This window comes from Chthonobacter albigriseus (genome assembly GCF_013839445.1).
GTDB lineage: Bacteria > Pseudomonadota > Alphaproteobacteria > Rhizobiales > Pleomorphomonadaceae > Chthonobacter > Chthonobacter albigriseus.
In genome coordinates this window covers 1212300-1231928 of sequence record NZ_JACDIT010000001.1, presented here as the reverse complement: position 1 = coordinate 1231928, position 19629 = coordinate 1212300, and the positions used below count along the sequence as shown (strand labels likewise).

The 19629-nt window shown below is 67.7% G+C and carries 18 protein-coding genes; 8 read left to right on the top strand and 10 right to left on the bottom strand.

Translation table 11 applies throughout. The annotated features are described in order from the left end of the window. Positions 1 to 72 precede the first annotated feature (72 nt). Positions 73 to 1107, top strand: coding sequence for a fatty acid desaturase (locus tag HZ321_RS05505; RefSeq protein ID WP_181700970.1), 1035 nt, complete (start codon positions 73 to 75; stop codon positions 1105 to 1107). 4 nt (positions 1108 to 1111) lie between these two features. Here HZ321_RS05505 and HZ321_RS05500 read toward each other — a convergent pair whose 3' ends face one another. The 6 genes from HZ321_RS05500 to HZ321_RS05475 all read right to left on the bottom strand — a co-directional run bounded on the left by HZ321_RS05500 (position 1112) and on the right by HZ321_RS05475 (position 8559). Then, positions 1112 to 2101, bottom strand: a complete 990-nt coding sequence (locus tag HZ321_RS05500) for an ABC transporter permease (RefSeq protein WP_181700968.1) — start codon at positions 2099 to 2101, stop codon at positions 1112 to 1114. Between the two features lie 2 nt (positions 2102 to 2103). Further along, positions 2104 to 3111, bottom strand: coding sequence for an ABC transporter permease (locus HZ321_RS05495; protein WP_181700966.1), 1008 nt, complete (start codon positions 3109 to 3111; stop codon positions 2104 to 2106). Next, positions 3104 to 4618: a sugar ABC transporter ATP-binding protein gene (locus HZ321_RS05490; RefSeq protein ID WP_181700964.1), complete on the bottom strand. Its 1515-nt coding sequence runs from the start codon at positions 4616 to 4618 to the stop codon at positions 3104 to 3106. Before HZ321_RS05490 ends, HZ321_RS05495 begins: the two co-directional genes overlap by 8 nt. Positions 4619 to 4727: 109 nt before the next feature. Further along, positions 4728 to 5711 (bottom strand): ABC transporter substrate-binding protein, encoded by a 984-nt coding sequence (locus tag HZ321_RS05485; protein WP_181700962.1) that lies wholly within the window; start codon positions 5709 to 5711, stop codon positions 4728 to 4730. Between the two features lie 183 nt (positions 5712 to 5894). After that, positions 5895 to 7010 carry a mandelate racemase/muconate lactonizing enzyme family protein gene (locus HZ321_RS05480; RefSeq protein WP_181700960.1) on the bottom strand — a complete coding sequence of 372 codons (1116 nt, stop codon included), beginning with the start codon at positions 7008 to 7010 and terminating at the stop codon, positions 5895 to 5897. Positions 7011 to 7032: 22 nt separating this feature from the next. After that, positions 7033 to 8559: an aldehyde dehydrogenase family protein gene (locus tag HZ321_RS05475; RefSeq protein WP_244635579.1), complete on the bottom strand. Its 1527-nt coding sequence runs from the start codon at positions 8557 to 8559 to the stop codon at positions 7033 to 7035. A gap of 209 nt (positions 8560 to 8768) precedes the next feature. On the opposite strand from HZ321_RS05475, the gene HZ321_RS05470 reads away from it, so the two are divergent. From HZ321_RS05470 to HZ321_RS05460, 3 genes are all read left to right on the top strand, one after another. Continuing rightward, positions 8769 to 9512 carry an FCD domain-containing protein gene (locus tag HZ321_RS05470; RefSeq protein ID WP_181700958.1) on the top strand — a complete coding sequence of 248 codons (744 nt, stop codon included), beginning with the start codon at positions 8769 to 8771 and terminating at the stop codon, positions 9510 to 9512. Between the two features lie 30 nt (positions 9513 to 9542). Further along, positions 9543 to 11186: a GMC family oxidoreductase gene (locus HZ321_RS05465; RefSeq protein WP_181700957.1), complete on the top strand. Its 1644-nt coding sequence runs from the start codon at positions 9543 to 9545 to the stop codon at positions 11184 to 11186. Between the two features lie 120 nt (positions 11187 to 11306). Beyond that, positions 11307 to 11624 carry an alkylphosphonate utilization protein gene (locus tag HZ321_RS05460; protein WP_181700955.1) on the top strand — a complete coding sequence of 106 codons (318 nt, stop codon included), beginning with the start codon at positions 11307 to 11309 and terminating at the stop codon, positions 11622 to 11624. A gap of 41 nt (positions 11625 to 11665) precedes the next feature. Here the strand turns inward: HZ321_RS05460 and HZ321_RS05455 are convergent, their stop codons facing one another. The 3 genes from HZ321_RS05455 to HZ321_RS22000 form a co-directional block, all read right to left on the bottom strand. Continuing rightward, entirely contained in the window at positions 11666 to 12442 is a 777-nt protein-coding gene (locus HZ321_RS05455; RefSeq protein ID WP_181700953.1) for a TIM barrel protein, read from the bottom strand. Between the two features lie 389 nt (positions 12443 to 12831). Beyond that, positions 12832 to 13455: a hypothetical protein gene (locus tag HZ321_RS05450; protein ID WP_181700951.1), complete on the bottom strand. Its 624-nt coding sequence runs from the start codon at positions 13453 to 13455 to the stop codon at positions 12832 to 12834. Positions 13456 to 13537: 82 nt separating this feature from the next. Beyond that, a complete protein-coding gene (locus HZ321_RS22000; protein WP_181701748.1) occupies positions 13538 to 13645 on the bottom strand; it encodes a GNAT family N-acetyltransferase in 108 nt (35 codons plus the stop codon). 129 nt (positions 13646 to 13774) lie between these two features. On the opposite strand from HZ321_RS22000, the gene HZ321_RS05440 reads away from it, so the two are divergent. Further along, positions 13775 to 14155 (top strand): nuclear transport factor 2 family protein, encoded by a 381-nt coding sequence (locus HZ321_RS05440; RefSeq protein WP_181700949.1) that lies wholly within the window; start codon positions 13775 to 13777, stop codon positions 14153 to 14155. Positions 14156 to 14358: 203 nt separating this feature from the next. On the opposite strand, the gene HZ321_RS05435 is transcribed toward HZ321_RS05440, so the two are convergent. Beyond that, a complete protein-coding gene (locus HZ321_RS05435) occupies positions 14359 to 15825 on the bottom strand; it encodes a DHA2 family efflux MFS transporter permease subunit (protein ID WP_181700947.1) in 1467 nt (488 codons plus the stop codon). A gap of 581 nt (positions 15826 to 16406) precedes the next feature. On the opposite strand from HZ321_RS05435, the gene HZ321_RS05430 reads away from it, so the two are divergent. Genes HZ321_RS05430 through HZ321_RS05420 form a run of 3 tightly spaced genes read left to right on the top strand, consistent with a single transcriptional unit; the run spans position 16407 to position 19597 of the window. Further along, positions 16407 to 17120, top strand: a complete 714-nt coding sequence (locus tag HZ321_RS05430) for a FadR/GntR family transcriptional regulator (protein WP_181700945.1) — start codon at positions 16407 to 16409, stop codon at positions 17118 to 17120. Further along, positions 17117 to 18289: a PLP-dependent transferase gene (locus HZ321_RS05425; protein ID WP_181700943.1), complete on the top strand. Its 1173-nt coding sequence runs from the start codon at positions 17117 to 17119 to the stop codon at positions 18287 to 18289. Before HZ321_RS05430 ends, HZ321_RS05425 begins: the two co-directional genes overlap by 4 nt. Positions 18290 to 18334: 45 nt before the next feature. After that, positions 18335 to 19597: an extracellular solute-binding protein gene (locus HZ321_RS05420; protein WP_181701747.1), complete on the top strand. Its 1263-nt coding sequence runs from the start codon at positions 18335 to 18337 to the stop codon at positions 19595 to 19597. Positions 19598 to 19629: the final 32 nt, after the last annotated feature.

Genomic DNA, 19629 nt, shown 5'->3' with positions numbered 1-19629 from the left:
CATGGATAAAGTGTCGCCATCCCAATGATTTCGGAGGTATGGCCGGCCGAACTGGTATATGGTCCGCTCCCTATGACCTTCCACACCCGTCAAAACCCTTCCGCTGGCAATCCCGCTGACGCGCGCCGCTGGCCCAAGATTCTCGCCGCTTATCAGGCGCCGAGCCACGCCAGGAGCATCCTGGAGATCGTCGTCACGGCGGCCCCGCTGGTCCTGCTCTGGGCCGCCATGTGGGCTTCGCTGCAGGTGGGCTACTGGCTCACCCTGCTGCTCGCCGTGCCGGCCGCCGGCCTTCTGGTGCGGCTGTTCATCGTCCAGCACGACTGCAGCCACTACGCCTTCTTCCGCACGCGCGCGCTCAACGACTGGGTCGGCCGCGTCCTCGGCGTGTTCACCCTTACGCCGCACGACTTCTGGCGCCGCACCCACGCCATCCACCATGCCTCCTCCGGCAATCTCGATCTGCGCGGCATCGGCGACGTCGATACCCTCACCGTCGCCGAGTATCGCCAGCGGACCTTCATGGGGCGGTTGCGCTACCGGCTCTATCGCCATCCCCTTGTGATGTTCGTACTCGGCCCGACCTACCTCTTCGTCGTCCAGCATCGCCTGCCGATCGGCCTCATGCGCGCCGGCTCGCAGCCCTGGATCAGCACCATGGGCACCAACGTCGCCATCGTCGCCGTAGCCGCCGCCCTCATCTGGCTGGTCGGCTGGAAGGACTATCTCCTCGTCCAGGCTCCGATCACCGCCATCGGCGCCACCATCGGCGTCTGGCTCTTCTACATCCAGCACCAGTTCGACGAGACGCTGTGGGAGCGGGACGCCGACTGGAGCCATCCCGTCGCGGCCCTGCACGGCAGCTCGCACTACGACCTTCCCCAGCCGCTGCGGTGGTTCTCCGGCAACATCGGCGTGCACCACGTGCATCACCTCTGCAGCCGCATCCCCTTCTATCGGCTGCCGGAGGTTCTCAAGCACCATCCCGAGCTCGCCGACATCGGCCGCCTGACGCTCTGGGAAAGCCTCGCCTGCGTTCGCTTCGTCCTGTGGGACGAGACCAGCCGCCGCCTCGTCTCCTTCCGCGAGGAAGCGGCCCTGCGCTGAGACCTCAGTCCTCCTGCGTGCGCGCGATGCGCGCCTGCAGGAGCACGAAGGCGAGCAGGAACAGGCCACGGATCACCGATTGCCAGTAGGCGGAGAGGCTGATCCACCCCTTGCCGTTCTCGAAGTTCAGAAGGTTGAACAGCAGCGCCAGGAGCATGGCGCCGGCGAAGGTGGCCCCCACCGATCCGACGCCGCCGGTCAGCAGCGTGCCGCCCACCACCACCGAGGCGATCGCGAACAGCTCCCAGCCCACACCCTCCGTCGGCTGGCCCGCGCCGAACTGTGCGGCGAGGATCGCCCCGGCGAGGCCCGCCAGCGCCCCCGAGGCCGCATAGACCCCGAACTTCAGTCGCTCCACGTCGAGCCCCATCAGCCGCGCCGCGTCCTCGCCGCCGCCGACCGCCAGCACCCGCCGGCCCGTCGGCAGCCGCTCCAACACGAACCAGCCGCCGAGGGTGACCACGATCATCACGATCGCGGGGATCGGGAACCCCATCAGGTCGCCCTGTCCGAACTCGGTGAAGGCCGTGTCGTAGGACACCGACACCGACTGGTTGCCGCTGAGAAGCAGCGCCGTTCCATAGGCGGCGAGCATCGTCGCCAGCGTCGCGATGAACGGCGCGATCTGGAGCCGCGTGATCACCACGCCGTTCACCGCCCCCGCCGCGAGCCCGGTGGCGATCCCCGCCGCCACGCCCGGCACCAGGCCGTAACCGGAGGCCTGCGCAGCCACCACGCTGCCGAGCGCGGCCACGCCGCCCACCGACAGGTCAATCCCGCCGGTGATGATCACGAAGCACATGCCGAGCGCGATCAGCGCGAACATCGCGTTGTAGCGCAGAAACGACAGGATGTTGTAGCTCGACAGGAAGTTGTCGTAGCGCGCCCAGCCGAACAGGATCAGCAGCACGAGCGCGGCCACCACGCCCGCCTTGGCCAGCGTCTGCGGCGAACGCGTCCGGCGCGCCGGCGCGGCGGCTTCGATCGTGCTCATCGTCACTCTCCCTTGGCCTGCTGCTGGATCCACACCGCGAGGATGATCAGCCCCGCCTTCACCACCAGCGCCGCCGCATCCGGCACCCCGTTGGCGAGCAGCGTGTAGCGCACCAGCTGGATCACCATCGCCCCGAGCAGGGTGCCCACAACGAAGGCCCGCCCGCCGGTCAGCAGCGTCCCGCCGACCGCCACAGCCGCGATCGCGTCGAGCTCCATGCCGAGCCCGACCAGATTGGCGTCGCTCGCCCCGTTGCGCGCCACCACCACCAGCCCGGCGAGCCCGGCGAGCGCCCCGCTGATCCCGTAGACCGCCAGCGTCACCCGCCGCGCCGGCACGCCCGCCAGCCGCGCCGCCCGCGGGTTGCCGCCGACGGCGAGCAACTGCCGGCCGAACAGCGTCCGGCGCACCACGAAGGCCGCCGCCGCCACGATGATCGCCATCAGGATCACCTGCACCGGGATGCCGGCGATCCGGCCGAGCCCTATCACCTGGAATGCCGGCTCCTTGAAGACCTGCAGGTTGCCGTTGGTCATCACCTGCGCGATGCCGCGCCCGGCGATGAACAGCACCAGCGTCGCCACGATCGGCTGGATCCGGAACGCCGTCACCAGCCACCCGTTGAAGAGGCCGAGGATGGCCGCCGCGATCACCGGCAGCACGAAGGCGAGCCCGATCCCCACCGCCGTGGTGGGCAGATGAAACAGCGCGCCGGTGAAGATCAGCGGTGCCAGCGTCCCGGCGATCGCCATCAGCGACCCGACGGACAGGTCGATCCCGCCCGCCGCGATCACCAGCGTCATGCCCACCGCCACGATCACGATGGCGCAGACCTGCGTCAGGTTCACGTTCAGCGTCTGCCAGGTCAGGAAGTTCGGCGTCGCTGCGATGTTGAAGAGGATCAGCGCCAAGAGCGCCACCACCACCCCGTAGCGTTGCGCCGCCGCGGCAAGGGAACGGGAGGTGCGCTTCGGGGCGCCAGTCTTGCCGTCGATTGTCTGGTCAACCATGGCCGCTCCGGGGCTCCGCGTCGGCCGCCATCGCGGCCATCATGCCGTGTTCGCTGATCGCTTCGCCGGAAAGCTCGGCCACGTCCCGACCGTCGCTGAGCACGACGACGCGGCTTGCTAGGCTGATCACCTCTTCCAGTTCCGACGAGATCATCAGCACGCCAAGTCCCTGGCCGGAGAGGTCGCGGATCAGCTTCAGGATCTCCGCCTTGGCGCCCACGTCGATGCCGCGCGTCGGCTCGTCGACGATCAGGAGCTTGGGATTCATCGCCAGCCAGCGGGCCAGCAGCACCTTCTGCTGGTTGCCGCCCGACAGCTCGCGGATCTTCTGGTCCGGCGACGCCAGCTTGACGCCGAGCTTTCGGATGAAGGTCTCTGCCACGTCGCGTTGCGCCGCCCGGTCGATCACGCCGGCCTTGGTCAGCCGCGGCATCAGGGCGAGCGTCAGGTTCTCCACCACGCTCATGTCCGGGATGATGCCCTCCACCTTGCGGTCCTCGCTGCAGAAGCCGAAGCCCGCCGCGATCGCCTCGGCCGGCTCGCGGAACTGCCGCTCCTCGCCGCCGACCGTCAGCCGCCCGCCGTCCGGCCGGTCCGCGCCGAACAGCAGGCGGGCCGTCTCCGTCCGCCCCGATCCGAGCAGCCCGGCCAGCGCCACCACCTCGCCCTCGCGCACCGCGACGCTGACGTCCCGAACCCGCCGTCCGGCGGCAAGGTGCGCCGCCTCCACCACCGGCGCCCCCGCGCCCTGGCCGTGCGACGCGGAAAGGTCCCGCTCCGCCGCGGCGAGCGCGCGCCCGAGCATCGCCGTCACGAGGTCCATTTTGCTGACCGCGTTCATCGCATGGACGCCGATCGTCCGCCCGTCGCGCATCACGGTCACCCGGTCGCAGACGGCGTAGAGCTCGTCCAGCCGGTGGCTGACGAAGAGCACGCCGACCCCCTGCGCCTTCAGCGTCCGGATCGTCTGGAACAGCGTCGCCACCTCCCGCTCGTCCAGCGAGGAGGTCGCCTCGTCCATGATCACCAGCCGCGCTTCGCGCGCCATCGCGCGGGCGATCGCCACCATCTGCCGCGTTGCCGCGTTGAAGCCGGAGAGCGGCGTCCGCACGTCCACCGTGATGCCGAAGCGGGCGAGCGCCGCCTCCGCCTCGCGGTTCATCCGGCCGATGTCGATCATCCCCCAGCGCTTCGGCTCGCGGCCGAGGAAGATGTTCTCCGCCACCGTCCGGTGCGGAACCAGGTTGATCTCCTGGTAGATCGTCGAGATGCCCGCGTCCTGGGCGGCCCCGGGGCTGGCGAAGTCCACCTCCCGGCCGGAAAGCGTCACGGTGCCGGCGTCCCGCCGGTAGGCGCCTGTCAGGATCTTGATCAGGGTCGACTTGCCCGCGCCGTTCTGGCCGACCAGGGCCATCACCTCGCCGGGCTCGATCTCCAGCGACGCGTCGATCAGCGCCGGCACCCCGGAGAACGCCTTCGTCACGCCGCGCATGGAAACAAGTGTCATGCCGCGTCCCTTCCGAGGATCGGAGAACGGGGTGGGCCGGCGCGTGTCGGCGCGCCGGCCCGGATGCCGCCGGCGGCGGGGAGGCGCGCCGGCCTGCACGGCAACCGCCTCAGTAGGCGTTCGCCACTTCTGCCGCCGCGTTGGTGGGATCGTAGAACTTGTCCACGTTCTTCACCCACGCCTCGATCGTCTCGCCGTTGGCGTAGCGGGCCAGCGTCTCGAAGGCCTTGGGTCCGAAGCGCGGGTTGCACTCCACGACCGCGGCGATCTTGCCGTCGACCACCGCCTGCACGGCTTCCTTGCCGCCGTCGATGGAGAGCACCAGCACATCCTTGCCCGGCACCTTGCCGGCCGCTTCCAGTGCCGCGATCGCGCCCATCGCCATCTCGTCGTTGTGGGCGTAGATCACGTCCGCGTCCGGATGCGCCTGCAGCAGAGCCTCGGCCACCTGCCGGCCCTTGTCGCGGGCGAAGTCGCCGGACTGCGAGGCCAGGATCTCGAAGCCCGCCTTGCCGGCCAGTGCCTCGTCGAAGCCCTTCTTGCGGTCGTTCGCGGGCGACGATCCGGTGGTGCCTTCAAGCTGGATGATCTTCGCGCCGTCCGGCTTGTTCTGCACCAGCCACTCGGCGATCCGCTTGCCTTCGTCGATGAAGTCCGAGCCGATGAAGGTCACGTAGTCCTCGCCGGCCTTGGCGAGCGACTGGTCGACGTTGCGGTCGAGCAGGATCACCGGGATACCGGCCTTCTTGGCGGCCATCACCGCCGGGATCAGCGGCTTTTCCTCGCGCGGGGCGAGGAAGATCACGTCGACGCCCTGCGCGATCATCGAGTTGACGTCGGCGACCTGCTTGGCGGCGGACCCGGCGGCGTCGGTGTAGACCAGCTGGTAGCCCAGCTTCTCGGCTTCCGCCTTCATGCTCTCGGTCTGGGCGATCCGCCATGGGTTGTTGGACTCGGTCTGCGCGAAGCCCACCTTGTAGGTGTCCTTCTTCTCCAGCTTGGGCAGACCTTCCTGGGCGAACGCGACCGTCGACAGGGCGACGGCGGCGGCAGCGGTCGCCATCAGGGCGACCCGGCGCGTGATTCCGGTCATGTGGTGCTCCTTGTTCCTCCCAGCGCCCAGTTTCCTCCCGGACGCCAGATATGTATGGATCATTTTTATGGATACGTCGCGCTAGCTAGTCCCTCGTCCTCTTCGTGTCGTGAACCTCCCTTGGCTCTTGGTCTCGGTCGCGGTCACGCCGCACCGGACGGTGAGCGGCGGACCTTCTGCCGCTCAGTCCCGGTCGCCGGCGTGGGCCTCCTCCAGCATCGGCCAGTTGAACCGGACGCCGGTGCCCGGCTCGTCCGGTGCCACCGCCAGCCCGTCCTCCATCACCAGCGGCCGGTGGGTGTAGCGATCGATCGGAAAGCTGTGCACCTCCAGCCAGCCCGCGTTCTCCTGCGCCGCAACTAGGCTCACGTGCAGCTCCTGCATGCCGTGGCTGCAGGCGGGGATGCCCTTGGCCTTGGCGAGCCGGGCCGCCTGAAGCCAGCCGGTGATGCCGCCGCAGTTGGAGGCGTCCGGCTGCACGTAGGAGAGTGCGGAATGGTCCAGCGCGAGCTCGAACTCGTGGATCGTGTGAAGGTTCTCGCCCATGGCGAGCGGCATGCCGGTCTCCCGCGCGATCCGGGCGTAGCCGAACCAGTCGTCGGGGATGATCGGCTCCTCGAACCACAGGAGGTCGAACGGCTCGAAGGCACGCGCCGCGGCGATCGCCTGGTCCACCGACAGCCCGTAGTTGGCGTCCACCATGAAGGTGGTCTCCGGCCCGATCCGTTCGCGCACCGCCGCCACGCGCCGCACGTCCTCGGCCAGCTCCGGCCGCCCCACCTTGATCTTCACGGCGTTGAACCCGCGCTCCAGGTGCTGGCCGACGCTCGCCACCAGCTTCTCCTGCGGGAAGTTGAGGTCGACGCCGCCGCGATATGCCTTGGTGGTCCGCCCGGCGCCGCCCGCCATCCGCCACAGCGGCTCGCCGCGCGTCTGGCCGCGGATATCCCAGAGCGCGATGTCCACCGCCGAGATCGCGAACGAGGCGATGCCCCCGCGGCCGACGTAGTGGATCAGCCACCCCATCGCCTCGTAGAGCCCCTCCACGTCTTCCGCGTCCTTGCCCAGGAGGAACGGCGCGAGGTCGTGGTCGATCATCGCCCGGATCGCATGCCCGCCTTTGCCGCCGGTATAGGTGTAGCCGGTGCCCTCCCGCCCGTCGGCAAGCCGCACCGTCGCCGTCACCAGCTCGAAATGCGTGTGGTCGCCGTGCTTGGCGTCGGAGAGCACTTCGTCGAGCGGCACGCGGAAGAGCCGGGTGCTGACGTCTCGGATGGTGCCTGAAGCGGATGCGGGCATGGTCCTCACCTGGCGGAATGGCTCAGCCGGAAACCGCGGCGCGCACCGGGACATCGTCGTCCCCGCCGCTGTCGCCCCAGTTCACGTACATGGTCTTCTTGCGGAAATAGCCGTCGAGGCCGTACTTGCCGTCCTCGCCTCCGAGGCCCGACTGGCCCCAGCCGGTATGGAAGCCCTGCACCAGCTCGCCGCAGGTCCGATTGAAGTAGATCTCGCCGAAGTTCAGCCCGTCGATCGTCCGCATCAGCCGCTTCAGGCTCCGCGAGTAGACATAGGCCGACAGCCCGTATGCGCTCTCGTTGGCCAGCGTCAGGGCCTCCTCGAACCCGTCCACCACCATCGCCGGCACCACCGGCCCGAAGATCTCCTGCTGCATCGCCGGCAGGTCGTTCGACCTCGCCAAAAGCACCGTCGGCGCCATCCAGTGCCCCTTTGCGAAGGCCCCCTCGCGAAGCCGTCCGCCCGGCAGCAGCACCTCGGCGCCCGCCTCCACGCTCTCGGCCACCAGCGCCTCCACCTTGTCGACCTCCGGCCCGCTCACCTTCGGCCCCATGTCGGGGCTTCCCATCGGATCGCCGATCCGGATCGCCTTCGCCCGCGCCACGAACTTCTCCAGGAATTCGTCCGCGATCGCCCGGTGCAGGTACATGCGCTCGTTGCAGGTGCAGATCTGCCCGCAGTTGGTGAAGCCCGCGGTCACCGCGCTCGCCACCGCCGCGTCGACGTCCGCGTCGTCCATCACGATGAACGGCGCCTTGCCGCCGAGCTCCAGCCGGAGCACCTTGATCTGCGAGGCCCCCGCGGCGTAGATCTCCCGGCCCGCCCGCGTGCTCCCGGTCATTGTCACCAGGTTGGAGAGCCGGCTTTCCACCAGCGCCTGGCCCACCGTGCGGCCCGCCCCCGTCACCACGGTGACGACGCCCGCGGGGATCCCGGCCTTCTCGGCCAGCGCCGCGATCATCAGCCCGGAAAGCGGCGTGAACTCGTGCGCCTTCAGCACGAACGTGTTTCCCGCTACCAGCGCCGGCCCGAGCTTGCGCGCCGTCAGCGCGGCCGGGTAGTTCCAGGCCGTCAGCCCCACCACCACCCCATGCGGCACCCGGCGGATCCACACCTCCTCGTCGGGGGCGTCGGAGGGAACGATGTCCCCTTCGATCCGTCGCGCGCTTTCCGCCGCATAGCGGAGGAACAGCTCGGTCGCGCCCACCTCGCCGCGGGCCTGGTCGAGCGGCTTGCCCTGTTCCAGCACGACGACCCGCGCCAGCAACTCGGCATTCTCCCGCACCGCGTTGGCGAGCGCGGAAACCGCCCGCCCGCGTTCGGCCGCCGGCAGCCGCGCCCAGCCCGGCTGCGCCCGCCGTGCTGCTTCCAGCGCCGCCACGGCATCATCAGCGGTCCCGTCCGGGATCGTTGCGACGACGCGCTCGTCCGCCGGGTTCTCCACCTCGATCGTTCCGCGCGCGGTTCCCGCCGACCAGACCCCCCCGATCAGCATCGCCCCGCGCGCGGTTGCCCCGTCCCGCACCATCCCATCGAGCTGTTCGAGCATCCTCATCCTCCCCGACCAGCTTTCAATTTTGGTATGACCAAAAAAATCGTCGCAGGCATCCAACATGAATCCAGCATGCGTGTCAACACGGACCCCGCAGGGCGAAATCCCCCCGGAATGCCAATCGATTTTCGCCTGCATCTTGATTTCGAGCCCCGTTGTCCGGCATAGAAGGGCGAGCATGGTTAGACCAAAACGGGTGGGGGACGATGCAAACATCTTTAGGAGCGGAGGACGCGCTCGCCGACGATCTGGAACCGGCCGCCCTGCGCGCAGCCGACACCGTGGTCCGCGAACTGGAAATCGAGATCGCCAGCGGCCGGCTCGCCGACGGCGAACACTTGCCGGCGGAGCGGGAACTGATGAGCCGCTTCGGCATCTCCCGCACCGTAGTGCGCGAGGCGATCGCCCGGTTGGCGAGCCAGGGCCTGGTTGAAAGCCGCCCACGCTTCCGCCCCGTCGTGCGCCGCCCCGGCTACGACACCGCGCTTTCCGCGGTCGGCGGCGTGGTCGCCCACCTCCTGCGCGAGCCCGGCGGCGTGAAGACGCTCTACGATGTCCGCATCTTCCTGGAGGCGGCACTGGTCCGCAACGCCGCCCTCCACGCCCGCAAGGACGACATCGCCGCCCTGCGTGAGGCCATCGAGGCCAACCGGCTGGCGATCGACGATTCCGAGCGCTTCTACGCCACCGACGTCGCCTTCCACGCGGTGTTCTACCGGATCCCGCGCAACCCCGTGTTCCCGGCCGTCCATATCGGCTTCACCGAGTGGCTGTCCGACCACTGGCGGCGGATGCCCCGCTCGCCCGAGCGTAACCGGGTCAACTTTTCCATGCACAAGGCGATCTACGACGCCGTCGTCGAGCGCGACCCGGACGCCGCCGAGAAGGCGCTCCAGTCGCACCTCCACGCGGCCTGGGAATACGTGCGCGGCACCTTCGAAACGGCCTGACGCACGACGAGAAACGATTGGGGACGAGGCATGGCGCGTGAGGAGTTCGACTACATCGTCGTCGGCGGCGGCTCCGCCGGCTGCGTGGCGGCCGCCCGGCTGGTCAGCGAGGGCGGCCACCGCGTCCTCCTCCTGGAGGCCGGCCATTCGCACCGTCACCCCTTGCTCGACATGCCGCCCGGCATCTTCAAGATGATCAACGGCTCCAAGTTCATGCGCTACCACACCACGGTGCCGCAGGAGCATCTCGGCGGCCGTGCCCACGACATCCCGCAGGCCAACGTCCTCGGCGGCGGCTCCTCGGTGAACGCGCAGGTCTACATGCGCGGCCGTCCCTCCGATTACGACGCCTGGGACGCGCTCCTGCGCGGCAACAACGACGGCGCCGACTGGAGCTGGAAGGCGGTCCTCCGCCACTTCCGCCGCATGGAGGGCAACAACCGCCTCAACGACGAGCGCCACGGCGTCGAAGGCCCGCTGCTCGTCTCCGACCCCGGCCACATCGACGACATGTCCCGCTGGTTCGTCCAGGCGGTCCAGGGCCTCGGCGAGCCCTACAACCACGACTTCAACGGTCCCACCCAGCGGGGTGTCGGCTTCTACCAGTTCATGAACCGCCGCGGCCGCCGCTCCAGCGCTGCCTATGCCTTCATCGAGCCCCTGAAGAACGACCGCCGCCTCACCGTCCGCCTCAATGCCGAGGTCCAGCGCGTCGTCGTGGAGAACGGCGCGGCCGTCGGCGTCGCCTATCGCGTCAATGGCGGACCGGAGCAGGTCGCCCACGCCTCGGGCGAGGTGATCGTCGCGGCCGGCGCCCTGGTCACCCCTAAGCTGATGATGCTCTCCGGTCTCGGCCCGGCCGCGCACCTCGGCGAGCACGGCATCCGCTGCCTCGTCGACCTGCCCGGCGTCGGCGCCAACCTGATCGATCATCCCGAGGTGCCGATCACCGCCATCGCCAACGGCCCCTACGGCTACTACCGCCAGGGCGACGGCTGGCGGATGCTGCGCAACGGCATCCACTTCAAGCTCTTCGGCACCGGCCCGGTCACCTCCGCCGGCGTCGAGGCGGGCGCCTTCGTCAACCCCGAGGATCCGGACGCCGAACCCTCCATCCAGGCCTTCTGCGTCCCGATCGTCTATCTCGACCGCGACACCCGCAGCCTCCTGCCGGAAACCTTCGGCCTCACCGTCACCACCGTCGTCGTCAAGCCGAAATCGCGCGGCACCGTGCGCCTGCGCTCGGCCGATCCGGCTGCGATGCCGCTGGTCTCGCCCAACCTCTTGAGCGAGGAGGCCGACATGCGCGCCATGGCCGCCGGCCAGCGCTTCTTCCTGCGCGCTTTCCGCGAACCACCGCTCGCCGGACGCATCGAACGCGTCGCCATCCCAGAGGGTGACGACCCGTCCGAGGAGGCCCTCCGCGCCCACTGCCGGCGCTTCGTGAAGACCAATTACCACCCGGCCAGCACCTGCCGGATGGGCGCCGACGGTGACCCCATGGCCGTGCTCGACGCGCGTATGCGCGTCCGCGGCATCGCGCGCCTGCGCATCTGCGACATGTCCGCGGTGCCGGACATCAACGCCGGCAACACCAACGCCCCCGCCATGATGCTCGGCGACCGCTGCGCCGATTTCGTCATGAACCGCGCCGAGGTCTCCTCCGCCGCCTGACCGATCCGGAATTCCGCCAGGGCGAGGTCGACGGACGGCGTCCGGCGGTATAGGAACGGCCGGCGCGCCGCTTCCGCGCCCGCCGTCCGGCGGGCCGCCTGGCCGATCGGGGATCACGTGATGTCAGCCGACGACGACGACTACGTCTACGACGAGGAAACCGGGGAGTGGATGTCCGCCGCCGAGCACCGGGCCAAACTTGCTGCGGCCGCAAAGGACGGTGAGGTCGTCGTGCGCGATTCCGTCGGCAACGTCCTCGCCGACGGCGACCAGGTCACCGTCATCAAGGACCTCGAGGTCAAGGGTGCCGGCCAGGTGATCCGCCGCGGCACCGTCATCCGCTCCATCCGCCTCACCGGCGATCCCCAGGAGATCGACTGCCGCCACGACACCATCCGCGGCCTCGTCCTGCGCGCCGAGTTCGTCAAGAAGCGCTGAACCCGGGCGGCGGTCCTCCGGCCCCGACGCCGAGGTCGGCGTCAGACCGTGAAGGCGTCACGAAACCGGGCAAGCGCCGCCTCCGGATCACCGGAAGCCCAGGCCTCCAGCCCGACCGGGCCATTGTAGCCCATGGCCGCCAGCGCCCGCGCGATCCCCGGGTAGTTGATCTCCCCCGTCCCCGGCTCCATCCGGCCGGGAACGTCGGCAACCTGGATCTCACCGATCCACGGCAACGCCTGCCGGCAGAGGTCGATCAGGTTCCCCTCGCCGATCTGAGCATGGTAGAGGTCGAGGTTGAGCCTGAGGCGGGGATGGTCGATTGCCGACACCAGCGCCAGCGTGTCCCGGGCCTCTCCAAACGGAACGCCCGGGTGGTCCACCGCCGCGTTCAGGTTCTCCAGCGTGAAGGTGACGTCCAACTCCTCGGCGAGCTCCACCACCCGGGAGAGGGTGTCCCGCGCCTTCAGCCACATGGCGCCGGTCACCACCTCGACGGGCGTCACCGCCCGTCCATGGCCGTCCAGTCCGGTCCCATGCACGTTGAGCCGGGCGACGCCGAGCCGCTTGCCCACCTCGGCCGTCTGGCGCGCGGTCCTGAGCAGTTCGGCTGCGCCATCGTCGTCGGTCAAGCGGCCGGCGAGATAGCCGTTCATGATCGTGAACGTCGCGCCTGTCGCCCGGAGTTCCGCTAGGTCGTGGTCGGGCCAGTTCCACAGGCCAACCCCGAACCCGAGCTCCTTGAGCCGGCTCGCCCGCCAGGCGATCGGTCGGTCGCGCCAGAGCATCTCCGCGCACGCGGCAAGGGCGAAGGTCATCGGCTTCTCACTAGGCTTCGCGCTCCGGCTTGATGCCGGACCGCTCGCCCGGGTTAGCCGAGGTGCCGGCCGGCTGCAAGCACCGCGCCCGCCGCCGACAAAGCCCTATGGGCGAAGCCCGCACTGCGTAGCCTGCACGAAGGACGTCTGAGACTCCATCGTGGAGCTGCAAAATCATGCCTTTGTCTTCTTCTCCGCTGCGGCAAGGGCATCTCTCGTGACGCGGAAGCCGGCGGATGGCCCTGAGGCGAGCAAGCCGCCCCCTCGGCTCGCTCGCTTCGGTTCCCATAAAGGCCGCGTGGGTTCCCCAGATCCGACTGCCCGCAGGGCGGCAGCCGTACGATCCCTGTCACAAAAGCGGAACCCGTGGCTTCCCGCGGCTTCGACCTTCAGTTCGTTGCAAAGCAGTAGAACAGGCCATCCCCGCCTGTTCCCCGGAGGGATTCCTGCGAACAGCCGCGGGACGGATGAGATGAATTCCACGACTGCGCCTCAGCCGAGTCGTTCAAGCCCATCCGGTCATGATGTCCCACCATTGCACTGCCATCGCCGCTGGAGGTCCAGTTCTCACAGGTTGCTTCATGGGCAGTCCCGTCCGGCAGGGAGCCTGTCAGAATGTCATGCCGGTTTGGCTGGTCGCCACGCCCATTCACGACCTCACCCTTCTCGTTCAACGCTCTCTGCTTCGAGATTCCGTTCTGTCCTCCGTGAAGAGCGTCCACGTTCTCGGCGATCACCTCTCCCTTGGCATTCACCCACGGCCCGCTCCCGATCCGGTCACGCGCATCTACATCGCTGGTGCTGAGGTAGGCGGCCCAGGTCTTCCCGGTGACGCCGGCTGCCTCGGCCAACGTCGAACAGTGCGCGTCCGCGCCTTGCAGTCCGCCGAGGTCGGCACCCTGTCCGGGACCTTCGCTGGTGACGAAAAAGCTCATTCCGGACTCTTGGGCAACCGACACCGCGGATCCGGTACAGGCCAGAACGAGTGAGAGCGAAAGTACTGTTGCGCGCATGGTAGTCCTCCCAGGCCCCCACGCTTGCAGCTTACATTCAGAAGCCGGCCGGCCTTTTCAAAACACCGTGTCGACAGTCAGCTCATCGGATGAGCCAGCAGATGCGCGAGCAGCCTTCTGCCCGCGCGATATGGCGGACGTGTTCGTTGAGCCGTTTTCCCACGCCGGCTCCGCGCCGCTCCGGGTCGATCCGTAGGCCACGACCTGAACAGCTGCAGACAGCACACCACGCCTTGCTTCATCATGGTATTCGCTAGGAGCCGACCTTCGCGGCGGTCATTCTCTGGCCTCCTGGCAGCAGGTCGGCAAGGAGTTGGACATGACTGACATTCGCGAACGGCTGGCAGGTCTGCTCGACGCTTTCAATGCCCACGATCTCGACCGGATCATGTCGTTTTTCGCCGAGGACTGTGCCCTTGACATGCCGCGAGGACAGCATCCGTGGGGCACTCGGTTGGAAAAGAAACCTGCGGTACGCAAAGCGCTCGCCTCAAGATTCGAGGGCCTGCCGGACGTCCGCTATTCCAACGAAGAGCACTTCGTCGACGAGCAACAGCAAACAGGAATGTCGAAGTGGACGCTCACCGGAACGACCCGGGAGGGGCGACGTGTAGAGCTCCGGGGCTGCGACTTCTATAGCTTCCGGGATGGCCAGGTGACGCGAAAGGACTCCTACTGGAAGATTGTGGACGAGGCCTGATCCAAGACCTGCAGACCGGGTTTCGGCCTGCCAGCGGGCAGCGCCACGGCGCTCGAGTTCGATCCTCAAGGAAACTTCCGCGAAACCCGCGAAAATCGCGACTTCGACGATCGACGCCACCGTCGCTGATCAAGAGGTGTCGCTGAAGCAAGGGCGGATTTGAACCTGGCGCGGACAGCCATCAGAGCGTTTCGCGCCGCCGCTCACGTCACGCGTGCCGCGGGCTTGTGGGGTAGCGAGATGGCGAGGATCGCCGCTGCGATCGCGAGCAGGGCATTCAATACCATCGCGGCGCGAAAGGCCGCGGAAAAGGCCTGCTCTACCGCGGAGCGGGAAGCGTCAGCTCCGGGCATACCGTCGGCGGCCTGCAGAAGGCGGTCAGCTCTCTCGGCGATTGAACTCAAAACGCCGGGGTCGACCCCCGGCGTGAGAGGCAATGAGAGGAGCTCGGAAGAGAAAACACCGACCATCAATGCACCTGTGAGGGCGACCGCCAGCAATCCGGCGATCCGAGCCGCCGCGTTGTTGATCCCGGACGCGGCCCCGCTCTCGGTCTGGTCGACGGCGTTCATGACGGTGGTCGTGAGCGGAGCGATCGCTATGGACATGCCGATCCCGATGCCCAGGATCGGACCGAACAGCCCCGTCCAATAGGATCCGGCCGCTTCTGTTGCGCCCAGCCATCCGATCGACACTGCGACGACCATTGCCCCGATGGCCATTGGTAGCCGTGTTCCGACCCTATCGCCGATCGACCCGAAGAAGCGGGTCAGCAACCCGATTGCGAGTGCAAGAGGCAGCAGGGCAAGGCCGGCCTCGGCTCCGGTGTATCCGCGTAGACCGGTCAGCGTGTAGGGCACCACAAACAGCGCTCCGCCCAACGCACCGTAGAGCAGCAGGGTCAGGAGGTTTACGCCGGAGAAGATGCGGTCGCGGAACAGCCGAAGCGGCATCATAGGCGCCGCCGTTCGCGCTTCCCAGGCGATGAAGGCCGGTGCTGCCACAGCGAAGACAAGGAATCCTCCCCAGACCAGCGGATCGGTGATGGTGCGGTCGGGCAAGTAGACCAGCGCGATAGTCAATGCCCCCAGCCCCCCGGTTGCGAGCAGTCCCCCGAGAAGATCGGCCGGTCCAGCGTTTGCCGCCCGGCTCTCCGGGACCCCGCGCGACAGCCACAACACCACGAGGCCGATGGGAAGGTTGACCAGGAACACCGCCCGCCATGACAGCGTGTCCATCAGGAATCCCCCAAGCGGCGGCCCGAGCGCGGTGGTCAGCGCGGAGGCACCGGCCCACGTGCCGATCGCCCTGCCGCGCGTCTCTTCCGGAAAAGTCGCCGCGATCAGCGCAAGACTCTGCGGGACCATCAGCGCGGCGCCCACTCCCTGCGCCGCCCGCGCGGCAACGAGCGCGATGGCGTTCGGCGCCAATCCGCACGCCACCGACGCCGCAACGAAGAGGATCGTGCCCGCAAGGAACACACGCCGGCGGCCGAGCCGGTCACCGTAGGCCCCGCCCACCAGGACAAGGGCACCCAGGAAAAGCGTGTAGATGTTGACGATCCACTGCAGCGTGGCGAAATCGGCCGACAGATCGCGTTGAATCGCCGACAGAGCGATAGGAACCACGCTTCCGTCGATAAAGGCCATCGACGATGCGCCGATGGTCACCGCTAGGACGACGGTTCCCCCGATCGGCGGTGTCGATGCGATGCTCGTCCGAGACCCAGTCATTCTCGAAGTAGTCGCTCTTATTGATGCTTAGTCAATTGTTGGGACAGGCCGTCTTGTTTTTGATGCCTGGTGCGGTCTCCTCCAGCATTGCCGTTGGCTTCAGGCCCGGCAGGTTCGAGCCATGAACCTGCCTAGGAGACAATCGAGCCGGGTTGGGTTCGAGCCCGTTGGATTGGCGGGTCTGTCTGCGCCTTTCAGCTCCTGGCCGCGTTGCATCCGGGGTGTGTTTGCAACTCGCAAACGGACTGAGCGTGGGAGACATCGACCGGACGGTGACCCGAGCCGAAGCGCCGCGTCGCTCGGCCGAAATGACGGCCAATCGGAAGAAATTCCGACGTACTGCGCTGCCAACGCCGATGGGATCTCGATCGTGAGCCCTTCTCGCGCCGGGGTTCAATGAGTCTTGACGCGAAGAGTGTGAGCTGAAAAGCTGACAGATGTCAGACCAATTTAGATGGTGATCCGCGCAGGTGGGCAACCTCCCTGCTGCCGGTCGGGTTCACACGGGGAGGGAGAACATGGTCGACGGGCATGTCGCTTTGACGCCCTTGCCACGGCCCGACCGGGCGGCTGCGGTCATGAAGGCTGTGGCCGATTTCGTTGATCGGGCAGGGCTGAAGCCGGGCGACAAGCTGCCCACCGAACGGGAGCTTTGCTCCGCTCTCGACGTCGGCCGGTCCACCGTCCGCGAGGTCATCCGGCAACTCCAGGCCTTGGGAATCGTGGAGTCTCGAAAGGGAAGCGGCACCTACCTGCTGCGCATGGTTTCGGCCGGCACCATCCACGTGCCGCTCACCTTCAACACCACGCATCTGCGCGACGTCCTGCTCCAGACCCTCGACGTTCGCCGTGGCGTGGAAGCCGAAGCCAGCGTCATCGCGGCCCGTCGCCGGATGCCGGAGGATCTCCGCGTCATCGAGGAGAAGCTGGACGAGATGGAGCGGGTGCACCTTGAGAAGGGCACCGCCGGCCGGGAAGACCTGGCGTTCCACCTGGCGATCTACGACGCGACCCACAACCCTCTCTTCCGGCAGCTCCTGGAGCAGATGCGCGAAGCTTTCGAGCGCTTCTGGGACAAGCCGTTCGACCGACCGGATTTCGCCCGAAGGTCCTTTCCGTTCCACCGCCAGCTGTTCGAGGCCATCCGCGATGGCGACGAAGCGGCGGCGCGGGCCACAACCATCGCCATCCTCGACATCGTGGAAGAGGACATCAAGGACATGTCTCGATGATCCCGGACGATCCCTACGACCTCGCCCGGCTGACCGTCGCCCACGACGGGGCGCACGCCTTCGACGCAGTGGTGCCGCCGATCGTGCAGACCTCGCTGTTCACCTTCTCCTCCTACGCGGAGATGGAGGAGACCTACCGGGGCCTGAAGGTCCGCCCGACCTACTCCCGCGGCCTGAACCCGACCGTGCGCCTCTTCGAGGAGATGATCGCGCGCCTGGAGGGCGCCGAGGATGCGATCGGCTTTGCGAGCGGCATGGCCGGGATCGCCTCCACCGTGCTGACCTTCCTGAAGCCCGGTGATCGCATGGTCTGCGTCCGCCACTGCTATCCCGACGCCTACCGGCTGTTCCAGACGCTGCTCGCCGGACTGAACGTTCGGGTCGACTACGTGGATGGCCTCGACGAGGGGGCGGTCGCGGACGCGCTGCCCGGCGCGAAGCTCCTCTACCTGGAAAGCCCGACCAGCTGGACCATGGAAGCCCACGATGTCGGCGCCCTCGCGGCGCTCGCCAGGAGACACGGCGTCCTCAGCGTGATCGACAACTCATGGGCAACGCCGATCTTCCAGCGGCCGGTGACGCTCGGCGTCGATATCGTGCTGCACTCCGCGTCCAAGTACATCGGCGGGCACTCGGACGTGGTGGCGGGCGTCGTCGCCGGGTCGGCGGAGCTGATCGGGCGAATTCGCTCGACGACCTATCCCTATCTCGGCGGCAAGCTCTCGCCGTTCGACGCCTGGCTGCTGATCCGCGGCCTCAGAACCCTGCCGATCCGCATGAAGGCGCACGAGGCGGACGCTCTCGCGGTCGCAAGATGGCTGCGCGATCACCCCACAGTGGAAGCGGTCCTTCACCCCGGCCTCGCTAACGCGCTCCCGCCGGGACTGGCCGGGACATCGGGCCTTTTCAGCTTCCGCTTCCGCGACGGTGTCGACATCCCAGCCTTTGCCGATGCCCTCGCCCTGTTCAAGCTCGGCGTCAGCTGGGGTGGCCACGAGAGCCTCGTGGTCCCGGCCGAGGTCGTGCGGAAACAGGCGGCCGGACCCAATTCGGCGATCGACTTCGGCGTCGATGCCCGGGTCCTCCGCCTCCACGTCGGCCTGGAGGGCGCTGGCGCCCTTGTCGCCGATCTCTCCGCGGCGATCGAGGTCGCCTCGGCCAAAACCTGATCCTCAAAAAAAGCATCTCTAAGGGACAGAAGGGGACAAGCCATGATCAAGTCGCTGATCGCCGCCTCTGTGGCGGCCGTGCTGATGACCGGCACGGCACTCGCGGACACCACGCTGAAGCTCGTCGAGGTGATTACCAGTCCGGAGCGCACGGAGACGCTCCGCGGCATCGTGAAGACCTTCGAGGAGGCCAACCCGGGCACCACAGTCGAGATCATCTCGCTGCCTTGGAACGAGGCGTTCGAGAAGTTCGCCACCATGTATTCCGCCGGGGAGATCCCCGACGTCATGGAGATGCCGGACACCTGGCTCGCCCTCTACGGCACCAACGGCGCGCTGGAGGACTTGGAACCCTACCTGAAGGATTGGGAACACACCGCCGACATGTCCGACCGTGCGCTGGAGTTCGGCCGCCAGGTGGGTGGCAAGACCTACATGCTGCCCTACGGCTTCTATCTCCGGGCCATGTTCTACAACAAGAAGCTGCTCCAGGAGGCCGGCGTCGCCGAGCCGCCGAAGACACTCGACGATTTCATGGAGGCCTCCAAGAAGGTCTCCGCCCTGCCGGGCAAATACGGCTACTGCCTGCGCGGCGGCCCCGGCGGCCTCAACGGCTGGATGATGTTCGGGGCCTCGATGGCCGGCACCGACCAGATGTTCAAGGAGGACGGCACCTCCACCTTCACCGATCCGGGCTGGGTGAAGGGATTCACCTACCTGATCGACCTCTACAAGAACGGCTATGCCCCGAAGGACAGCGTGAACTGGGGCTTCAACGACATCGTGGCCGGCTTCTATTCCGGCACCTGCGCCTTCCTGGACCAGGACCCGGACGCGCTGATCGCCATCGCCGAACGGATGAAGCCGGAGGACTATGGCGTCACCACCATGCCCAAGGGACCGGACGGAAAAACGTTTCCGACTATAGGCTTCGCCGGCTGGTCGATGCTTGCCAACTCGGCCAACAAGGATCTCGCCTGGAAGCTGATCGCCACCCTGGAGGGTCCGGAAGGCAACATCGCGTGGAACAAGCGCACCGGCGCGCTGCCCGCCCTGACCTCCGCGTCCAAGGACCCGCACTTCGCGACGCCGCAGTTCGAAGGCTGGTTCAACGAACTGGCGGACCCGGACGCCAAGCCGCTCTCCATGCCGACCTACCTTGAGGAATTCGCCTTCTTCAAGGACAGCCTCGTCATCAAGACCAGCCAGCAGGCGCTTCTCGGCGAGATCACGCCGGAAGACCTCGCCAAGCAGTGGGCGGACTACATGACGGCCGCCCAGCAGAAGTGGCTCGCCAACAAGAAGTGAGCCGATCGCTTCCGATCCCCGCGCCAGGCCGG